Source organism: Liquorilactobacillus aquaticus DSM 21051 (assembly GCF_001436755.1).
Taxonomy (GTDB): Bacteria; Bacillota; Bacilli; order Lactobacillales; family Lactobacillaceae; genus Liquorilactobacillus; species Liquorilactobacillus aquaticus.
Genome location: NZ_AYZD01000033.1, coordinates 58,044 through 75,916, shown reverse-complemented (window position 1 = coordinate 75,916; position 17,873 = coordinate 58,044). Strand labels below are relative to the sequence as shown.

At 37.2% G+C, this 17,873-nt stretch carries 13 protein-coding genes and 1 pseudogene; 3 read left to right on the top strand and 11 right to left on the bottom strand.

Annotated features, from left to right (window positions below):
* On the bottom strand, positions 1 to 437 hold a 437-nt coding region (locus FC19_RS11595), incomplete at its 3' end, for a hypothetical protein (RefSeq protein ID WP_162261198.1).
* On the opposite strand from FC19_RS11595, the gene FC19_RS09935 reads away from it, so the two are divergent.
* On the top strand, positions 415 to 2,310 hold the full coding sequence (locus FC19_RS09935; RefSeq protein ID WP_162261197.1) for a LysM peptidoglycan-binding domain-containing protein: 1,896 nt from the start codon (positions 415 to 417) through the stop codon (positions 2,308 to 2,310). The two genes, FC19_RS11595 and FC19_RS09935, sit on opposite strands and share 23 nt — an antisense overlap.
* Before the next feature lie 194 nt (positions 2,311 to 2,504).
* Here FC19_RS09935 and FC19_RS09930 read toward each other — a convergent pair whose 3' ends face one another.
* The gene (locus FC19_RS09930; protein ID WP_083488435.1) at positions 2,505 to 3,239 is read right to left on the bottom strand and encodes a gamma-glutamyl-gamma-aminobutyrate hydrolase family protein; all 735 of its coding nucleotides are present in this window, start codon (positions 3,237 to 3,239) and stop codon (positions 2,505 to 2,507) included.
* Between the two features lie 406 nt (positions 3,240 to 3,645).
* Between FC19_RS09930 and FC19_RS09925 the strand changes: the two genes are divergently transcribed.
* A complete protein-coding gene (locus tag FC19_RS09925; RefSeq protein ID WP_057876793.1) occupies positions 3,646 to 5,262 on the top strand; it encodes a peptide ABC transporter substrate-binding protein in 1,617 nt (538 codons plus the stop codon).
* Positions 5,263 to 5,597: 335 nt separating this feature from the next.
* Here the strand turns inward: FC19_RS09925 and FC19_RS09920 are convergent, their stop codons facing one another.
* The 7 genes and pseudogenes from FC19_RS09920 to FC19_RS09890 all read right to left on the bottom strand — a co-directional run bounded on the left by FC19_RS09920 (position 5,598) and on the right by FC19_RS09890 (position 13,464).
* Complete coding sequence (locus tag FC19_RS09920; RefSeq protein WP_057876792.1) at positions 5,598 to 6,524, bottom strand: glutathione S-transferase C-terminal domain-containing protein; 927 nt, start codon at positions 6,522 to 6,524, stop codon at positions 5,598 to 5,600.
* A 349-nt stretch (positions 6,525 to 6,873) separates the two neighbouring features.
* Positions 6,874 to 7,116 (bottom strand): annotated as a pseudogene (locus FC19_RS11390) (5-methyltetrahydropteroyltriglutamate--homocysteine methyltransferase); the annotation flags it as partial.
* A gap of 465 nt (positions 7,117 to 7,581) precedes the next feature.
* Positions 7,582 to 8,085, bottom strand: coding sequence for a phosphatidylglycerophosphatase A (locus FC19_RS09910; RefSeq protein WP_057876790.1), 504 nt, complete (start codon positions 8,083 to 8,085; stop codon positions 7,582 to 7,584).
* Between the two features lie 340 nt (positions 8,086 to 8,425).
* Positions 8,426 to 9,820, bottom strand: a complete 1,395-nt coding sequence (locus tag FC19_RS09905) for a glycoside hydrolase family 32 protein (RefSeq protein WP_057876789.1) — start codon at positions 9,818 to 9,820, stop codon at positions 8,426 to 8,428.
* A 141-nt stretch (positions 9,821 to 9,961) separates the two neighbouring features.
* Positions 9,962 to 10,450, bottom strand: a complete 489-nt coding sequence (locus FC19_RS09900; RefSeq protein ID WP_057876788.1) for a PTS sugar transporter subunit IIA — start codon at positions 10,448 to 10,450, stop codon at positions 9,962 to 9,964.
* An 11-nt stretch (positions 10,451 to 10,461) separates the two neighbouring features.
* A complete protein-coding gene (locus tag FC19_RS09895; RefSeq protein WP_057876787.1) occupies positions 10,462 to 11,979 on the bottom strand; it encodes a glycoside hydrolase family 32 protein in 1,518 nt (505 codons plus the stop codon).
* A gap of 33 nt (positions 11,980 to 12,012) precedes the next feature.
* Positions 12,013 to 13,464, bottom strand: a complete 1,452-nt coding sequence (locus FC19_RS09890) for a PTS transporter subunit EIIC (RefSeq protein ID WP_057876786.1) — start codon at positions 13,462 to 13,464, stop codon at positions 12,013 to 12,015.
* Between the two features lie 142 nt (positions 13,465 to 13,606).
* On the opposite strand from FC19_RS09890, the gene FC19_RS09885 reads away from it, so the two are divergent.
* A complete protein-coding gene (locus tag FC19_RS09885) occupies positions 13,607 to 14,467 on the top strand; it encodes an AraC family transcriptional regulator (protein WP_057876785.1) in 861 nt (286 codons plus the stop codon).
* A gap of 98 nt (positions 14,468 to 14,565) precedes the next feature.
* Here the strand turns inward: FC19_RS09885 and FC19_RS09880 are convergent, their stop codons facing one another.
* Both FC19_RS09880 and FC19_RS09875 read right to left on the bottom strand, forming a co-directional pair.
* Complete coding sequence (locus tag FC19_RS09880; RefSeq protein WP_057876784.1) at positions 14,566 to 15,771, bottom strand: oligosaccharide MFS transporter; 1,206 nt, start codon at positions 15,769 to 15,771, stop codon at positions 14,566 to 14,568.
* 515 nt (positions 15,772 to 16,286) lie between these two features.
* Positions 16,287 to 17,837: a TIGR03766 family XrtG-associated glycosyltransferase gene (locus tag FC19_RS09875; RefSeq protein WP_268872822.1), complete on the bottom strand. Its 1,551-nt coding sequence runs from the start codon at positions 17,835 to 17,837 to the stop codon at positions 16,287 to 16,289.
* Positions 17,838 to 17,873: the final 36 nt, after the last annotated feature.

Here is a 17,873-nt window from a genome sequence, read left to right as displayed (position 1 = left end):
GTTAGCTCATCTTCAAGCAGTAAAGCTGAAAACTCTTCTGCTAGTTCTAGCAGCGACAAAACAGCGACAGATTCCACTTCCGCTGCAAAGAGCAGTTCGACCGATTCTGTTAGCTCATCTTCAAGTAGTAAAGCTGAAAACTCTTCTGCTAGTTCTAGCAGCGATAAAACAGCGGCAGATTCCACTTCCGCTGCAAAGAGCAGTTCGACTGATTCTGTTAGCTCATCTTCAAGCAGTAAAGCTGAAAACTCTTCTGCTAGTTCTAGTAGCGATAAAACAGCGGCAGATTCCTCTTCTGCTGCAAAGAGCAGCTCTGTAAGTAAAAAAAGTTCAGTTACAAGCACTTCTTCTACTTCAGTGAAAACAATTGTTGCTAGCCCAGCTTCAACGACAACTGAAACAACAGCTGCCACATTGAAGGCCGAATTAGCAGCCAAAATTGCTGCATTGAAAAAAGAGAATAATTCTGAATACAACACTAAGGTTGCTAATTTCTTAAATCAAATTTTGGAAGGATCAATCGAAAGTTGGACTAAATATAAGGTGCTCCCTTCTTTGACCGCTGCACAGGCTATTCTTGAAAGTGGCTGGGGTACCTCAAGTTTATCTAGCGAATACCATAACTTATTCGGTATCAAGGCTGGAACTTCTTGGACCGGGAAAACTGTCACACTTGCAACACAAGAATACTACAGTGGCAGCTATCACACGATTTATGCGACGTTTAGAGCTTACAGCAATGATAGTGAAAGCATTGTTGACCACGCCAAGCTATTAGCTGATAACTCGCGTTACAGTAATTTGATTGGCGAAACAAATTCAAGTAAGGCTGCAACAAAGATCTATCAAGATGGCTATGCTACTGATATCAGTTACGCATCTAAATTAGAATCAATTATTTCAACTTACAAATTAAATACCTGGGATGAAGTGGCGTTTAAATATACTGGAGTTGTCATTGACACTGATTCTAATAGTACTTCTTCGAGTACGCCAAGTACTACAGGTTCTACAAATGATACTTATTACACTGTCAAATCTGGCGATACATTAACTGCGATTGCAAATACTTACAGCACAACCGTCAGCAAGATCGTTACATTGAACAGCATCAGCAATGCAAACTTCATCTCTGTGGGTCAGAAATTGCTTGTCCTAAAATCCAGTAATTCGAGTTCAACAACTTCTTCCAGTACATCAAGCAATAACGGAATTTATACCGTTAAATCTGGTGATACGCTGAGCGCAATTGCTAGAACATATAGCACGACTGTCAGTACCTTAGCTTCCTTGAATGATATCAGTAATACAAATTATATCTATGTTGGTCAAAAGTTGCGTGTCTCTAACTCAACCAGCAACTCGAGTTCAACGACTTCTTCAACAACCAGCAATGGCACTTACACCGTTAAATCCGGCGACACTTTAAGCTCGATCGCTAGGACATACAGTACAACTGTCAGTACCTTAGCTTCCTTGAATGATATCAGTAATACGAATTATATCTATGTTGGTCAAAAGTTACGTGTCTCTAACTCAACCAGCAGTTCAAGTTCAACGACTTCTTCAACAACCAGCAATGGTAGTTACACTGTTAAGTCTGGTGACACATTGAGTTCGATCGCTAGGACATACAGTACAACTGTCAGTACCTTAGCTTCCTTGAATGATATCAGTAATACTAACTATCTGTATGTCGGTCAAAAACTTACTGTCTCTGGTTCTGCTAAAAATTCAACGACGTCCTCCTCAACAAGTTCGTCTTCAACAACCAGCAATGGTAGCTACACTGTTAAGTCTGGTGACACGTTGAGTTCGATCGCTAGGACATATAGTACGACTGTCAGCACCTTAGCTTCCTTGAATGATATCAGTAATACTAACTATCTGTATGTCGGTCAAAAACTTTCTGTTTCTGGTTCTACCAAAAGTTCAACGACATCCTCCTCAACAAGTTCGTCTTCAACAACCAACAATGGTAGTTACACTGTTAAGTCTGGTGACACGTTGAGTTCGATCGCCAGAACATATAGTACGAGTGTCAACACCTTAGCTTCCTTGAATGACATCAGTAATACTAACTATCTGTATGTTGGTCAAAAACTTTCTGTTTCTGGTTCTACTAAAAGTTCAACGACTTCTTCAACAAGTTCGTCTTCGACAAGCAGTAATGGTAGTTACTCCGTTAAATCCGGTGATACGTTGAGTTCGATCGCCAGAACATACGGCACAACTGTCAGCAAACTAATTTCGGCAAATGGAATTAGTGATGAAAACTATCTGTATGTCGGTCAAAAACTAACAGTTTAACAGGTTCAATATTGCGTTTAATGTTGCAAACAAAAAGAGAAATGCTGCGAATTAATCATTCGGCAGTATTTCTCTTTTTTGTATTCAGTAAAAAAATTCATAATTAACTGTTCTATTTTTATAAATCACTGTGATTACAGCCATTTGTGTTTGAACACACCTACTAGTTTACAGGGAGTTCTTATATTTCAACTCTATGCCAAATAATTGATAAATTCATTGAAAATCAATTGCATCTTTTCATCTGTTGCCACCAGCATTTCTGGATGCCATTGAACACCAAAAATCTGCTTACCATTTTCGCTCTCAAAACCTTCAATTACCCCATCACTCGCAGTTGCGGTTATTTTTAAACCGGCACCAATTTTCTTAACAGCTTGATGGTGACGGCTGTTGACCAGCCAGCGCGAACCGTAAAGCTTATACAAACGTGTTTCTGGCTCAATTTTTACATAATGTGTTGGTTCAGCAGACGGAGCAGCTTGGAAATGCTTGATTAAATAATCTGCATTGCCATCATATTCACTATCCAAATCTTGGTAAAGCGTCCCACCTAGCGCTGTATTGATAACTTGCATTCCGCGACAAATTCCAAACATCGGTTTGCCTACAGCCAGAGCTTTTTTCGCTAGTCGCAATTCTAAGCGATCACGCTGAATATCACTGAATCCCATCTTTGTATGCGGCTCTTCACCATAAAAAGTCGGTAAAACATCTGGCCCTCCTGTAAAAAATAAACCATCACAAATTTTTACGTAGTAATCTATATCAGCAATTGCCTCACTGGGAATCATTACCGGTGTACCTCCCGCCTTAACTATCCCACGAACATCTGCTTCATTAATATAATAGCGTTTTGTCCCTCTGGAGGTCATGATCCCAGCAGGAATTCCAATAATAGGTTTTTTTAGCATTGATCTATCGTCCATTCTATTTTAAATTGGTTAAACAAAGTGATAGTAACAGGGTTTACGTTCTGATACAAGGTACATTAACGTACTTTTTGCATTTCCATTATAAAAAAATTCGTTAATTGCTGTGAAATAATAATTATTAGTTGACAGTTGTTATTTAAACAATTAATCTAAAGGTATCATCGATAATTTCGAAGGGAGTTTCTATTATGATCTGCAATCAACGTTTAACAATGTGCAATTGTTGTCCATGTTGTAAAAATTACAACATGTTCTTTGATGTGCCGGTCGTGAAACATACGAACTCTATTATCTAAAAAAGCACTAATTTTAGTTTATAATGGAGCCTCCGGTCATAAAACGGCCGGAGGCTCTTTGATTTTATTCGATGACAAGCTTTAATTCAAGAGGGGGCAATCTTATGAAAAAAAGGCTATTAGCATTAGCTAGTGTTGCATTAACAAGTGTGGTAATGCTGGCTGCTTGTGGAAAAAGCGGTTCTTCCAGCAGCAGTTCAAAACAGGTTCTACGAGTCGCGACAAACGCTGAAATGGCAACACTTAGCACTACTAAGTACAGTGACACTACTAGCTTAGAGGCTTTGGAAAATTCGTTTGAAGGATTATACCGGTTTAACTCAAAAAATAAACCGGTTTTGGCTGGAGCTTCAAGCGTTTCTGTCAGCAAGGATCAAAAAACCTATACATTTAATCTACGAAAAAATGCCAAATGGTCGAATGGCGACTCAGTCACCGCTGAAGACTATGTTTACGCTTGGCAAAAGATGGTTGATCCGACGGCTGCATCGCCAAACTCTCAAAGGTTTCAGCCAATTAAAAACGGTACTCAGATCGCTGAAGGGAAACTTCCTGTGAAAGATCTAGGAATCAAATCTCTTGGGAAATATAAATTACAAGTTACCCTAGAATCCCCCATCAGCTACTTCTCTGAATTAATGACCGGGGCTCCCTTCTATCCTCAAGATAAGAAAATTGTTGAAAAATACGGAAACAATTACGGAACCTCATCATCCAAAGCCGTTTATAATGGACCGTTCGTTGTCAAGGGCTGGACTGGTACCAATCTTAAATGGACTTATGTTAAAAATAAAAACTACTGGGATAAAAAGGATATTAAACTCCAGCGAGTTAATGTTCAGGTCGTTAAGGACTCTTCAACTGCCGGTAATCTCTATCAAACTAATAAGTTGGATTATGCAATGCTGACGACAGATTACATAAAACAATATGAGCGTACCTCGGGGTATCATTCTAAAACGATTCCTTTGATTGGTTATATGTCATTTAATGTTCATCGAAAAACAACTGCTAACGTCCATTTCCGTAAGGCAATCGCCATGGCATTTAATAAAAATTCGTTAGTTAAAAATATACTCCACGTTGGTTCACCGCTGAATGGTATTGTACCAAAAGATTTTACGTTTAATTCAAAAACAAGCAACGATTATCGTCAAGATGCTGGAAATATGCTGACCTACAACTTAAAGCAGGCTCGCAAAGAATGGGCAGAAGCCAAAAAAGAACTTGGTACCAGCAAAATGAGTATCCAGCTGCTGACTTCTGATACAACTGATTCCAAACAAATTGGCGAATATCTGCAAAGCCAATTAGAAACTAACCTGCCAGGTCTGACAGTTACTCTGCATTCAATTCCACTTAAATCGCGCTTAGCCGCAACAACGGACTATAATTACGATATGGTTTATGGAACATGGCAGCCGGACTATGCAGATCCAGTCAACTTCATCAGTGATGGTGGTCAATATCATTTAGATGACGACTATAACAACAGCAACTTCCGTGACCTGTTGAATAAGGCTGCAACCACGTATGCTACTGACCCTGTTAAACGTTGGTCAACATTAATTCAGGCAGAAAAACAATTACTGCAAAAAGATGCCTTTACAGCACCGGTTTATCAAGGCGGTATGTCATATCTGTTGAAGAACAAAGTTAAAGGGTTGCAAATTTCACCGTATGGAACAGTTTTATTTTATCGAAATGTAAATATCAAGTAGTCTGAATACTGGATATTGCTAGATACTATAATTGATTCAAATCTTTAAAATTCGAATAATAAGGTTGGGACTGTAGGTACTATCAATTTGAATAGTGTGTCTATCGAGCTCAACCTATAAGGGAACTAGATCAAACGTTAACGTTTGATCTAGTTCCCTTATTTACTCCGTCTAACTTCACATTACTTATAGCCAAAACCACATCGCGCTTATTTTTTAAAGCGTTGAATTGTTGCGCTTTAGAAACTAACTTTAATAAAGTAACGCTTATTATTTTTCAGTGAAATAGGCCCAACATGCAAGCTATTTTAGTGAATAACAACAAATAAGTTACATCAATTGGCCCATCTCTGTTCATCCAACATAGGAACGACCTGTTCAAAAGAATCAATATCGTGATCATCAACCCGATAAAAATGCTGTTTGATATCATGAAAATCGGTATTATTTTTAAAAGCTGGGATCTGGTATAACCGTTTTGCATAAGCCCATAGTGCTGGGTAATCCGTTAAGCGTCGATAATTCAGCTTATTCTGATAATAATAAACTAAATCAAATCTGACTAGACTCGCAAATAATCTTATATCAAGTTGAGTCAGATGATCCCCCCATAAGTAATCTTGCTGTTGTAATGTTTTTTCGAATTTAGCTAATTGTTTGAAAAAAATTCCAGCCAATCTTTCGTATTCACTCTGCGACTTAACATTCAGAATCTTGCCAGGAATTTCATTTATTTTGTGCAGAATAGTATTTGCAGCTACCTTAAATTCACTTCGCTGTTTCGGTGGATAAAAGAATTCATGAGGCTGATCAAAATAATTAGCCCAGCAAAGAGCCAGCTCATCTAAAAGTACATCCGTAACATTATTAACGACCTGTCCGGTTTTAATATCGATTAGGGCTGGGACACTTGGACGACCATCAAAACCTGGGATCGTTTTTTGGTAATTCTGTGAAAGTTTAGAGGTTTTTAAAACAGGATCTTGGTCGTTGTCTTTTGCGCCAAACATCCAATCAGCGTGATTATCTGCACGCCGTAAGGGCCAAATCACACCCTTAGAAATGACTTGATCCAATCCTAAATAATCAATTTCAATTGCAACTTGGGTAGCCCAAGGACAAAATTTTCCTAAAATAAGACGATAACGATCAGCTTCAATTGGCAGCTCCTGTCTTGAAAAACGTTTATCTATAGTTATCGTTTGCTTAATGGCAACTGTTTTTTTCGCAGGGCGAAAATCACATGCAGTTTTTTCGGTCATAACTTAGCCTCCTTGTTATTCAATATATTATAAATCAAGATCAAGATATTTAATATTTTGATGCTCCTTAAAGCTCAAATACCGCCAAAATTTTTGCTCTGCTAAATTATCGGCTGCTGAATATAATGTAATCTCCTAAAAAAACACGTTACCACTCGTTCTTTGATGGTTAAATTACTTTAAACATCCTCAACAGGTCATACTCTGATAACTGTAACCTTGATTCTGTAACGGGAATTTGCGTTCAATGCTTTCCGAAAAAGGTTCGCACCAAATTTTCTAAAAGAGCATCTTCACCTGTACTTCCACTAACTATTCTCATCAACCTAGTCTCTCTGTGAGCGGAGCAAAATCCCCAGAACGTATCTAAATGCCAATAACTGCGACGAAATTCACCATCAGTTATAACTTTCAGACCATGTTTCTTTTCTTTTTTCACTAAATCTTTAATCGCTTCATCCTCTACCTGATGAAGCTATGCAGCCGAGATCTTCCCCGTCTTTAAAGATTCACGGGCTTGCTTTAACTTAGTTGGTCGCAGAAAACTGCCCACAATATCACAATGTAATTTCGTCACTGTTGCATTTGTCATTTAAAATTCCACCTTTTCTTTCAAACTGCTAAACCATTATCTTCTGCCAACTACTAAAATTTGCGTATGATTCTTGAAACCACAAAAAGCCCCCTGCTAGTCACTATTAATGACTTGACATGGGGCGAGAACAATTCCGCGGTACCACTCTTTTTTACATCAACAAAGCTGATGCCTCAACGATACTCATATATATCTGGGAAAGTAACGGTTCCTACCGAACATCCAGCTTTCACTGAATGCTTCTATTTCAAAGTTCATCTTCATCGCTTTGATCATTATCCACTCTCAGCCTAGCCGGATTCTCTAAAAATGATCGTGGCAGTTACTCTTCTTCTCAAAAGATCAAAAATTAGAATTTAATTAATAATGTTATTTGTACTCTAACCTTCAGTGAAGAATCTGTCAGGGCTATTTAAAAAATAGATTAACCTTATTTCGCTTTATCCAAAACTATTTACAGAACTAGGCATGCGCATGTGCGATTTTTGCTCCTGCAGCTGCAGCCACTGCAGCAATAATGTCGTCTAAAAATGTATTAACACTGCCATCCGCCTCCGTGTCTAACTTCTTAAGAATTCCATGTTTTTCCTTGTCAAGATAACCGAAATTAGTCGTGGCAATTTTACCATAGATTCCCGAAATACCCCCTTCAGCCAGCAACTCGTCAACACCGAAAACACCAACATCTTTTTCAATAATGCTTTGCAGCGGTTCAGGAAGCTGGTGTTTGGCAGCAAGCTGGTCCAGCACAATACCTACCATTGCATTATTCAATACTTCACGTTTATGCAGAACGTCAATCACTGCCCTATTAACTTCCTCAAGTGTTAAATCAGAAATATAACGTTTCTGAATATTATAAGTAATAGAAGCTATATCTTCTACCTCGACCCCTTTAGAGGAAAAATAATCAGTTACAAATTTATAAGATGCCTTATCTGGAAATCTAAATTTTGGATCATTCATTCTATATTGCCCCTCTCTCCTTAAAACTAATGCACTTTGTTCTGAATTAATAATTAGTATTCTCAGAAACAAATGCAGATTACCACCATTATTGTTGAAGTTTCCCAAAAATACAATTAAAGTAATTTATTTTAAACTTTTTATAATCAAAAGAGCGACATAGAATGTTCAAAAATTGTTTAAGTAGTAAATAAAGAAAGCTAGCAACAGCGTACAACTGCCTTCTAACTTTCTTTATTTACCTGCTTGATACTATTAACTAAAAATGTTGTTTTTCACCCCGTAATGGGAGTTAAAAACCGTTAGTGTTGAATACATATCACTGACAATATTTTCCAAATTACCGATTTGCATTTAAACAATAAACGTTCACTTGCTGCTTAATCAGAATTTCTGATTTAAAAACAAAATTCAATTCTCCTTCTGCATAAAAGCGCTCACTAAAACTGCTTTCTCCATTATTAATAAAAATTTCGATAGAGGAACTATCTATATATATTTTCAGTTCTAATTGCTGTTTTAGACTAAAAGGTGCTTCCCGCTCTTCATCTTTGCCCTTCCTCCATAAATATGCTTTCTCCTTTAAAGGATTGAACTCAATACTAATAATTCGATTTTTATTTCTATCGTTCATGTTAAAATAAATGTTTGTTTTGATCTTTGACCACTCAAAAACTGCGTTAATTTCTAGTGAATGAGAGGAACTGTCAATACTAAGTTCCTTAATAATTTTGTTTTGTGAGAACAGTAATTCACTTCTAAGATTTTTTAACTCAGCTATTGGGTATGTGTACAGTTTGTCTTCATGCATTTTTAGTTCACGTGGTATTGTCATTGTTCCCGCCCAGCCATCTGACTGTTCTGGCATTTCTGTCTCCCACATATCCATCCAAGCAAACATAACTCTTCTGCCATCCTCTGTCATAAATGTTTGTGTCGCATAAAAATCATGCCCAGAATCTAGTTCATGAAAAACACTCTTATTACTTTTTTCTCCATTTGAATCAAGAATAAAGTAACCTGTTTGATGGTTATTTTTGAACATTCCATGTTCTGCAGCTATTCCTTGCGGGGAAAGCAGCAAGATCTTCTTGCCATTCAACTCAAAGTAATCCGGACATTCCCACATATAACCCTCATTTAATTCTGGATCTGCGACCGCCAGCACACCCATATATTTCCAATTAAACAAGTTTTCTGAACGATATAAAAGTACTCTGCCTTGCTTATTATTAGCTTGACTTCCCAGTACCATATACCAAGCCTCATTTTCATACCAGACTTTTGGATCTCTAAAATCATCGCTATTGTCGTCTGGCGACTTGGCAATTACCGGATTCCCATCGTACTTTTGGAAATGAATCCCATCTTCACTGACTGCAATATTTTGATTTTGCCAAAATTTCTGCTGGTTCGTACCTTCTACATAGTGGTGCCCTGTATATATCAGATACATTTTATTGCCTTTCACTACTGCACTTCCAGAAAAACAACCATCCTTATCTTCAGGATCACCAGGAGTTAGTGCAATGGGACATTCTTCCCATTGAACTAGGTCTAAACTTCGTACATGACCCCAATGCATCGGTCCCCATTCAGCACTGTAAGGATGATATTGGAAAAAGACGTGATAGTAACCCTTGAAAAAACACAAGCCATTCGGATCATTCATCCAACCTTGTGGCGGTATAATATGATAATTCTGGCGATAGCGTTCATTTTTTATGATATTCATGCTTAATTTTTCACACCCTCCGCATAAGCCAAACTTTCTTCTTGATAAGTTAAAATATTAGACACATCAAGAAAATATACGATGCTAATATAATGATTAACAAGTCTTTTTATCATTATACTAATTAAACTTTTTCGAAACTCACAAAAACATTTCGCCAAGTCTTTCCCCGGCATCGAACTCTTCGGCAGATAACTGTAATTTTGAGATTTTGTCATCTGAATTCGTCAAAGCGACCATTACTTCGCTAGCTAAACCTGCTTCGGCAATCTGTCTGAGATCCATAGAGCCGATCTTATCTCCCGGTTTCAGGATATCACCGACTTTAACCACTAAGTTGAAGGGTTTTCCTTGCATGTTTACTGTATCTATACCCAAATGAATCAAAACTTCGACCCCATTCGCCATTTTCAAACCAAGCGCGTGTTTAGTATCTGCTATCATTGTGATTTCAGCTGCTACAGGGCTGACAATTCTTTCAGACGTTGGGAAAACAACAAAACCGTCACCCATCATTTTTTGAGAAAACATTGCATCAGATGATTCTGTTATAGACCGAACTTGCCCTGCTATTGGTGCATATAGATGATTATCTGCTTCCAGAACAGATTTTTTAAAGAATTTAAACATACTCTTTCCTCCTATAAATCCCAGATCTTACCAACTAAATGACTCTCTCCACCTATACTTTGTACAAAAATTTTCGTTTGATCTTCATTTGGAAAAATTCTTGCTGAAAAAACGACCTCGCCTTTACCAATAAAAATTTCAACTGAAGAAACGTCGATAAAAATGTGAAGATGGAGTTTTTCTTGAAATTTAACTTGCCGTCTCCGTTCAGTTCCATATTTTTCAGCAAACATTACTCCGCTGTCTTTCCGAGAAAGAATGCAAGCCTGTTTTTCCTTATCAATAATCAATCTAGTATGATGTGAGTTTTCTTGATCAGCGCGCAAATCAAGTACGAATTTTTCCGCTAAACTTAAATCAACTTCAAAATCTAATTCTTGGGTTACCATCCCCGTAAGATTTAGCTCGGACATACTATCATCAATAAGCAAATTTATTTGAGTTTCCTTTTTTCGCAGGCTTTTTAACTCTCTAATTGGGCGTTGTAATAACTTTTTGTCTTTGATGATCAATTCTCGTGGAATTGTCAAACAACCAGAATAATGATACTTCGTTGTGGGGTAGTCAATTTCAGAAATTCCAAACCAAGCGAGCATTATTCGGCGTCCATCCGGTGCTTCCATAGTCTGTGTGGCATAAAAATCAAAACCAGCATCTAGTTCCTTAAACTTTTCATGTTTGAATTCAAGTGTGTCATAGTTTAATGGCTCCCCAATAAAGTAACCTGTCTGATAGATGTTCCTATAATGATCGCCTTTAGCTGGTAACCCTTGAGGACTGAAAAGCAACACTCCTTGTCCATCCACTTCAAAGTAGTCAGGACATTCCCACATATATCCTAAATGTTTTTCATCCGTTTTTAACTCCCCATATTTTTGCCACTGCGTTAGATCGCTACCTACGGATTTAATGATTTTAGCTGTCCCCGTAAGATTTCTTCTTTGGGCCCCTAAGACTGCATAATAATTATTATCGTGCATCCAAATCTTAGGATCTCGAAAGTGACCTGTACAATCTGAAAAACTATCTGTAATTAATGGCTTATCAATCTTTTCAAATCGATTTTTTTTATCCATCCACGCCCCAACTTGGTATGGCAAGCGTCTCCAATCATCAGTTTGAGTATTAGTCCACGTATTACCAGTATAAATGCAGAATAATTTATCATTAACTGTCATCGCACTTCCAGAATAAGTGCCGTGTTTATCTAAAGGACTATCACTTTCAATAGCAGGACCTAGATCTTCCCAATTTACCAAGTCAGATGAAGCCAAATGGTACCATCCATGATGCCAAATTGATGGATCCTTTTTAAAAGCTAGGGGTGTCCACTGATAAAATAAATGATATTTTCCATTGAAAAAGCTGAAGCCATTTGGATCATTCAAAAAACCGGACTTTGCTTCAATATGAAACTTTTGTCGAAATGGACTAGCCGCCGTTAGTCTTTCTTCTTCCTTGATTACATTTTCAGGAACCTGATCAATGTGCTTGATCATGTTCTTAAACTGTGCAGATTTATTAACCATTCTCTTGTCCTCCACGCTAACTACATGAATTTATTATGCAGTTTGATTTTGTTTTTTGATAAAAAATTTTCCAATTATGATTGTTGCAATCATTCCAACCAAACATCCAATTAAATTCATTAAAATATAGTTTAAGTAACCATTATTTTGTGGAGCCGCAATTGCAATGCCAGTCAATCCAGTTGTTCCGAATGCAACAGCAGTAATTTTAGTTAGATAGGTAAAACCACCTGCCACAGCTCCTCCAATACAACCACCAATTAATGGATACCGGTTTTTAATGTTAATTCCGAATAAGGCCGGCTCGGATATTCCAAATAGGACCGAGAAGAAAGCCGAAATACCAACCTCTTGTGCTTTTTTACTTTTGCGGTTAAGCAGCATATAACCAAGCACCCCGCCGCCTTGGCCCATCAAGGCTCCTGAAAAAAGCGGATTTAGAAAATCATACTTTGTTGTAGCGATTAATTGTGCTTCGACTGCACCAAACATATTGTGTAGACCTGTGATAACGATCAATTGTTGAATTCCACCAAAAATAATATATCCAAAAATTCCAAAAGCTCCGGACATCCAAACCAAACCATTAGTTATCCAAGTCGACAATGCTACTCCAACAGGTCCGATTACCATAAATAACAGGAATGAAGCTACTAATATTGTCAGCATCGGCGCTAAAACGAACTGAATAACACCTGGAAGTTTCTTTTGAAAAAAATTATCAGTTTTAGCAACAATATAACCCATTATTAACGCCACTATGATTTGACCGCCAAAACCTGTCAGTGATAAATGCCAGCCAAAAATATTAGCAATCAAAGCCTTAGCTGCACCTGTTTGTACATCGGCCATCGCCGGAAGACTTGAAGACATCATAACCGTTCCAATCGCTAACCCCATTACCGGCCTACCACCATATCTTTTAGTAGCAGCATAGCAGACAAGTAATGGCAGCATTGCAAAAATTCCAGATGCACCTAGATTTATAATCACTGAAATACCACTTAGGCCTGGTATTGCCTGAACTAATGACTGACTACCGAATATTTTTTGCGTAAATAAGTTATTGACCCCAATTAAAATACCACCGGCTAAAATTCCTGGCAGAATATCGGAAAATACACCCGTTAAATCATCAAGAAACCGTGAAAACCAGCTTTTTTCTTGTTTCGGGTCATCTGCAGTCTTCTCTGTCACATTATTTTCTGTACTTTGAGCAGGAATACCAGTATGTTGAATAAAAACGGAAGTTACTTCATCAACTAAACCTGCCCCAAAAATAATTTGTAGTTGATTACGATTAATATTAACTCCTTTTACAAGGTCTAACTGAGCAATTGCATCGGCATTAACTTTGCTTGTATCTTTCAAATTGATTCTAAGTCTTGTAGCACAATGGAAAGCCTCAATAGCGTTATCTTTCCCACCAATTGCTGTCAGAATACCATCAGAAATTTTTTCATAGGTTTCGCGTTCGTGTTTCATAGAATTACCCCCCGGTAAAATATTTGACTAAAATAAGAACCTGCAGGACTTCTTAATAACTTTATTATAGAATTGTGAAAACGCTTATCATATGGTAAAATGTTGCATAAACATAGCGAAATAATGCAAGGAGGTCACACAAATGGTGCAATTTTACGGTTTTAACAATAAAGCTTACAATCCCTATCTATACCTGTCATCTGGTGGCAGTGATTTAGCAAAACCCATGCATACCTATGGGCCGGCAGGAAGAACTGGTTACATGATTCACTATGTTTCAGCTGGAAAAGGTGTCTTTACTAGCAATAATAAAAGATATACTTTAACTAAGGGAGCTTTCTTTTTTATTGAACCGCAAAAAATTGTGACCATGTCCGCTGACAAGTACGATCCGTGGACGACTCATTGGATTCGTTTTACCGGGAAATTAGCTATTGAATATATGAAAAGAATAAATATTGATCATACAAATCCAATTTTCTTTGTCAGCGATCATCATGCCCAAATTATTCGTGATAAAATATTTGAACTCTTAGAATTATCTCACATGGATCGCGAAAATGATCTCATTTACACATCAAAACTCCTACAGATTCTGGATCAATTACAACTAATGTATCCCAAAAACCTGCTGGACGAACAAAACTCTTCTGACAAGCTCTTCACCAAAGCTATGCAATATATTCAAAATAATTACGAAACCCCTATCTCGGTCAACGATGTCGTTGAATATATGTCATTAGACCGTACCTATTTGTATAAAATTTTTAAAAATGTTATTGGTGTAGGTCCAAAAGAGTATCTAACAAAATGCCGGATGCGCAAAGCACGTGAATTATTAGAAACAACTGATGACTGGATCAATATTATTGCGTACTCGTGCGGCTACTCTAATCCATTGCATTTTTCTAGAGCTTTCAAACATTTTACCGGCCTATCCCCTAGCCTTTATCGTTCAAACGTCAACAGCTCTATTCAATTAAAAAAGTACCGTCAAAAATAATATAAAAACGGAATTGGATCAAAATATAACGTTTGATCCAATTCCGTTTTTAAACATATATTATGCAATTTAAGATGTTTAATAGTCAGTTTTCTTGCTTAATTATCTATCTTGGCACCAGATTTTTTTAACATGAAAAATGAAATAGCGTCAAAAATCAGCGAGAATGATCCTAAAAAAATGTATGACATTCTAAAGCCAAACTGATCATAAGCACTTCCAATTAAAACTGATAAAATAATTTGACCGATTTGCCGAGAAAATTGAAATCCGAAAAGATATAGTATTGATGATAAGCGTAATTCAAAGTTTTGATTCAAATATTTAAAAATGGCTACTAGAAATGTTGGAATTTCAAAAGCCTCGACCAATTTCATAATAGCCAGTAAAAATGGTCCTGAAACAACACCTGAAAGAATAATTCTAATTGACATGACGAGTCCCGCTAGAAGCAATGAATTTCTAGCACCTAGTTTGTTAACCAGTTTGGGAACTACAAACATCATTCCCGCTTCAAGGATCACTTGTAGTGAGTTAACGTACCCATAAATTTGACTACCTTGTGCTCTAGAAACAAACAGCGTATAAAAATAGGCTGCATACTGCTGATCATATAAGTTGTAAGCACATGTTACTCCCAATGAGAAAAGTACCAGTACCCAAAAATCTTTTAGTTTAAGCAATGCTTTTAAGTCGCCAAGTGACACAGATCGAGATTGACTTAGATCCTCTTGACTGACATCAATTTTGGTCATCAGAATAATAGCCAGCATAATTAAGGCTGAAAAAGAAGCAATCCAATAATTATAATCTGGATTTAAATTAAAAAGCTTTCCTGCAAAAACAGTAATCGCGGCCCAGCCTAACGAACCCCACATTCTGGCACGACCATATTCAAACCCATACCTCAAGCTAATTTTTTGTGCGTAAGACTCAAGCGCACTTGACCCAGCTTGAAATCCAATTCCAACGTACGCCCCACCGATAAGTGATCCAAATATTAAATTGCTGATTAGCAAATTTCCGTAAACGTATATGAAAAAAGGTCCTGAAAAAGATAATAATACTCCCAAGAAAATCAATACGTTTTTCTTTAAACCTAATTTATCGAGAATGTATCCGTAAAGTGGTTGGGCAGCTAGCGTTACTGCAGCATTAAGGCCAAAAACGATTCCTGAATCAGTCGCACTTAATCCAAGAGACTTACTTAGCCAAATCGAATATAGTGAATAACATGCCGCAAAACTGACAAAGAAAAAGAAAAAATATGCACTAATTGCCCAATAGACTCTTCTTTTGAACATCATTTCACCTGCCTTATAATCATTTGTTTGTAAGTGCTTCCGTTTTGATTATACGAACTCCATAACCGAAGTCAAATGACTATTTGGCAACATTTCGATGGTTGAAATATTATGAATTGTGGTTTTTCAACAATAAACAGTTACTTTCTTTCAACAAAATGATAGCTAATTTTTCAAAAAAATAGAGCGACTCCATGTGCCCTTGTCATTCCCACTTTTTTAGAATGTACTGCTTCAAGAATAACTTATTGAATCAATGACCCAATCTCATCATTTAAGTAATTAGTTTTAAGTTTTTTATTAAGACGTTGATAACCCCTTTCTGTATAGCAAGCTTTTTGGCAATAAACATTAGTTGTTCATTCCACACATTTTGTCCTTCCCATATGTCTTAAACTATTATATTTTTGCAGCAACTACTACTTACAGAATATAAAAAACAAGGCATAATTATCTGCCTTGTTTTTAGATATCTGTGATATTGGTCAACACCTGCTAATTTGCCGAAGCTCAGTTTATTTCTTTTTGTTACCCGGCTTATTTCCAGTATTCCCATACCGCAAAAAAGAAATTAACTCTTCCATGGTTTGAAGTGAGTGCTTAAATGTCAAAGCTCCCATAATCAGAAAATATGGTAAGAACTGAATTAAATAGCGGCTTCTTCCGCCTTCGAAAATTAGAAGATATATAAAACCGCCGATCAGCGCTAATCGCAGTATCTGAACAAAACTTCTTCGGTCACGCCAACTTAGAGCAATTATTCCGAGTAAAATAATCCACCACAGTTGTGCAGCAAACCGGAAATCACCTAAACGTGTTCCATACAGATAAATAAATTGTTTTAATTGTCCCGCCCAACCGTGCTTGGATGGCTTGGGATTCTCAGCGATAAAGTGCCCTTCCTTGACCCAAGCAAACGACCCATCAGCAGTATTAGCCTGGTGTTTCTTAAAAAGAAAACTAATATAACCGAAAAAGCCTTTGTTCTTGAGCCGCTTTACCAGCATCTTTCTTGAGTATGCAGTACGACCTGCTTTAGTTGGAATTTGCGCCATTGCAAGTGCATCCTTAGGATTATATCCTCCGTCCCCGGAGACACCCATGCTGATAAAATGAATCGCTGGAATTGCTCTTGACTGATCAACTTGAATATATTTTTGGCCCGTGATTCGCTGATTGATCATCTGATGACTTCCCAAAATCACTACACCAGAAAAGAGAATAGCCCCCAAGGAATACCAACTGCGCCATTTAGAAAGACTAAGCTTCGATAAAGAAAACAACAACTCACCAATTCCGATTGCGATTCCACCAATAACTGCTGAAGGTTTAAGAAAGTATGCTGCGACCAGTAGAATGCTGAATCCTATAATTGCCAGCAGCTTTATTAAAAGATTCGTTTTTTTACTTTTTGCAATACAATAACATAGAAGATAGCCCGAAACGATCGGGAGGACCCATGTATCTGTATAAGGTACAATAATCATGGGAAAAACCAACAGCCAACCGACATGGAGATAAATAGCCGTAGCCAACCTTGAACGGTCAACAATTGCGACACTTATAAGATTAAAAAGCATTGATAGATCAACAAACAACAACGTCAATAAATCAAAGAAAAGCCATGTTTTTGATGCGAACAGTTGAACAAAAAAATTCTGCAGCAGCAATAAAGGCAAGTTATTGTAGTTGATACTGTAATACGCCTTGATCTCCACACTGGTTCGATCAGTTAACGCCTGATGGATTGCTCCTGCATCGAAACCGATTGCTGGATGGACGGTTAAAACAAAGAAAACTTGTCCGCAAATGACCAGCAAAAGTAAAATAGTCGCAGTTTTGAGGCGCTGCTTTATGAAAAGATAATACATGAACCGATTGACTTTCTTGAAAGTCTTGAAACAAATTACAATCGCTCCTAATATGATCAACCATACTGTCGTGAAAAAAGTTGTCCCAGCCCCAGTAATTTGATTATCACCTAAAATAATATTTGATGAAGTCAACGCAAAAAAGAATGTTAGCAAAATAAAAAAGCTGAACAAAATTAAAGTGCCTGAATTCATTATTTTGAAGATGCGCTTAAACATTTTATCACCATT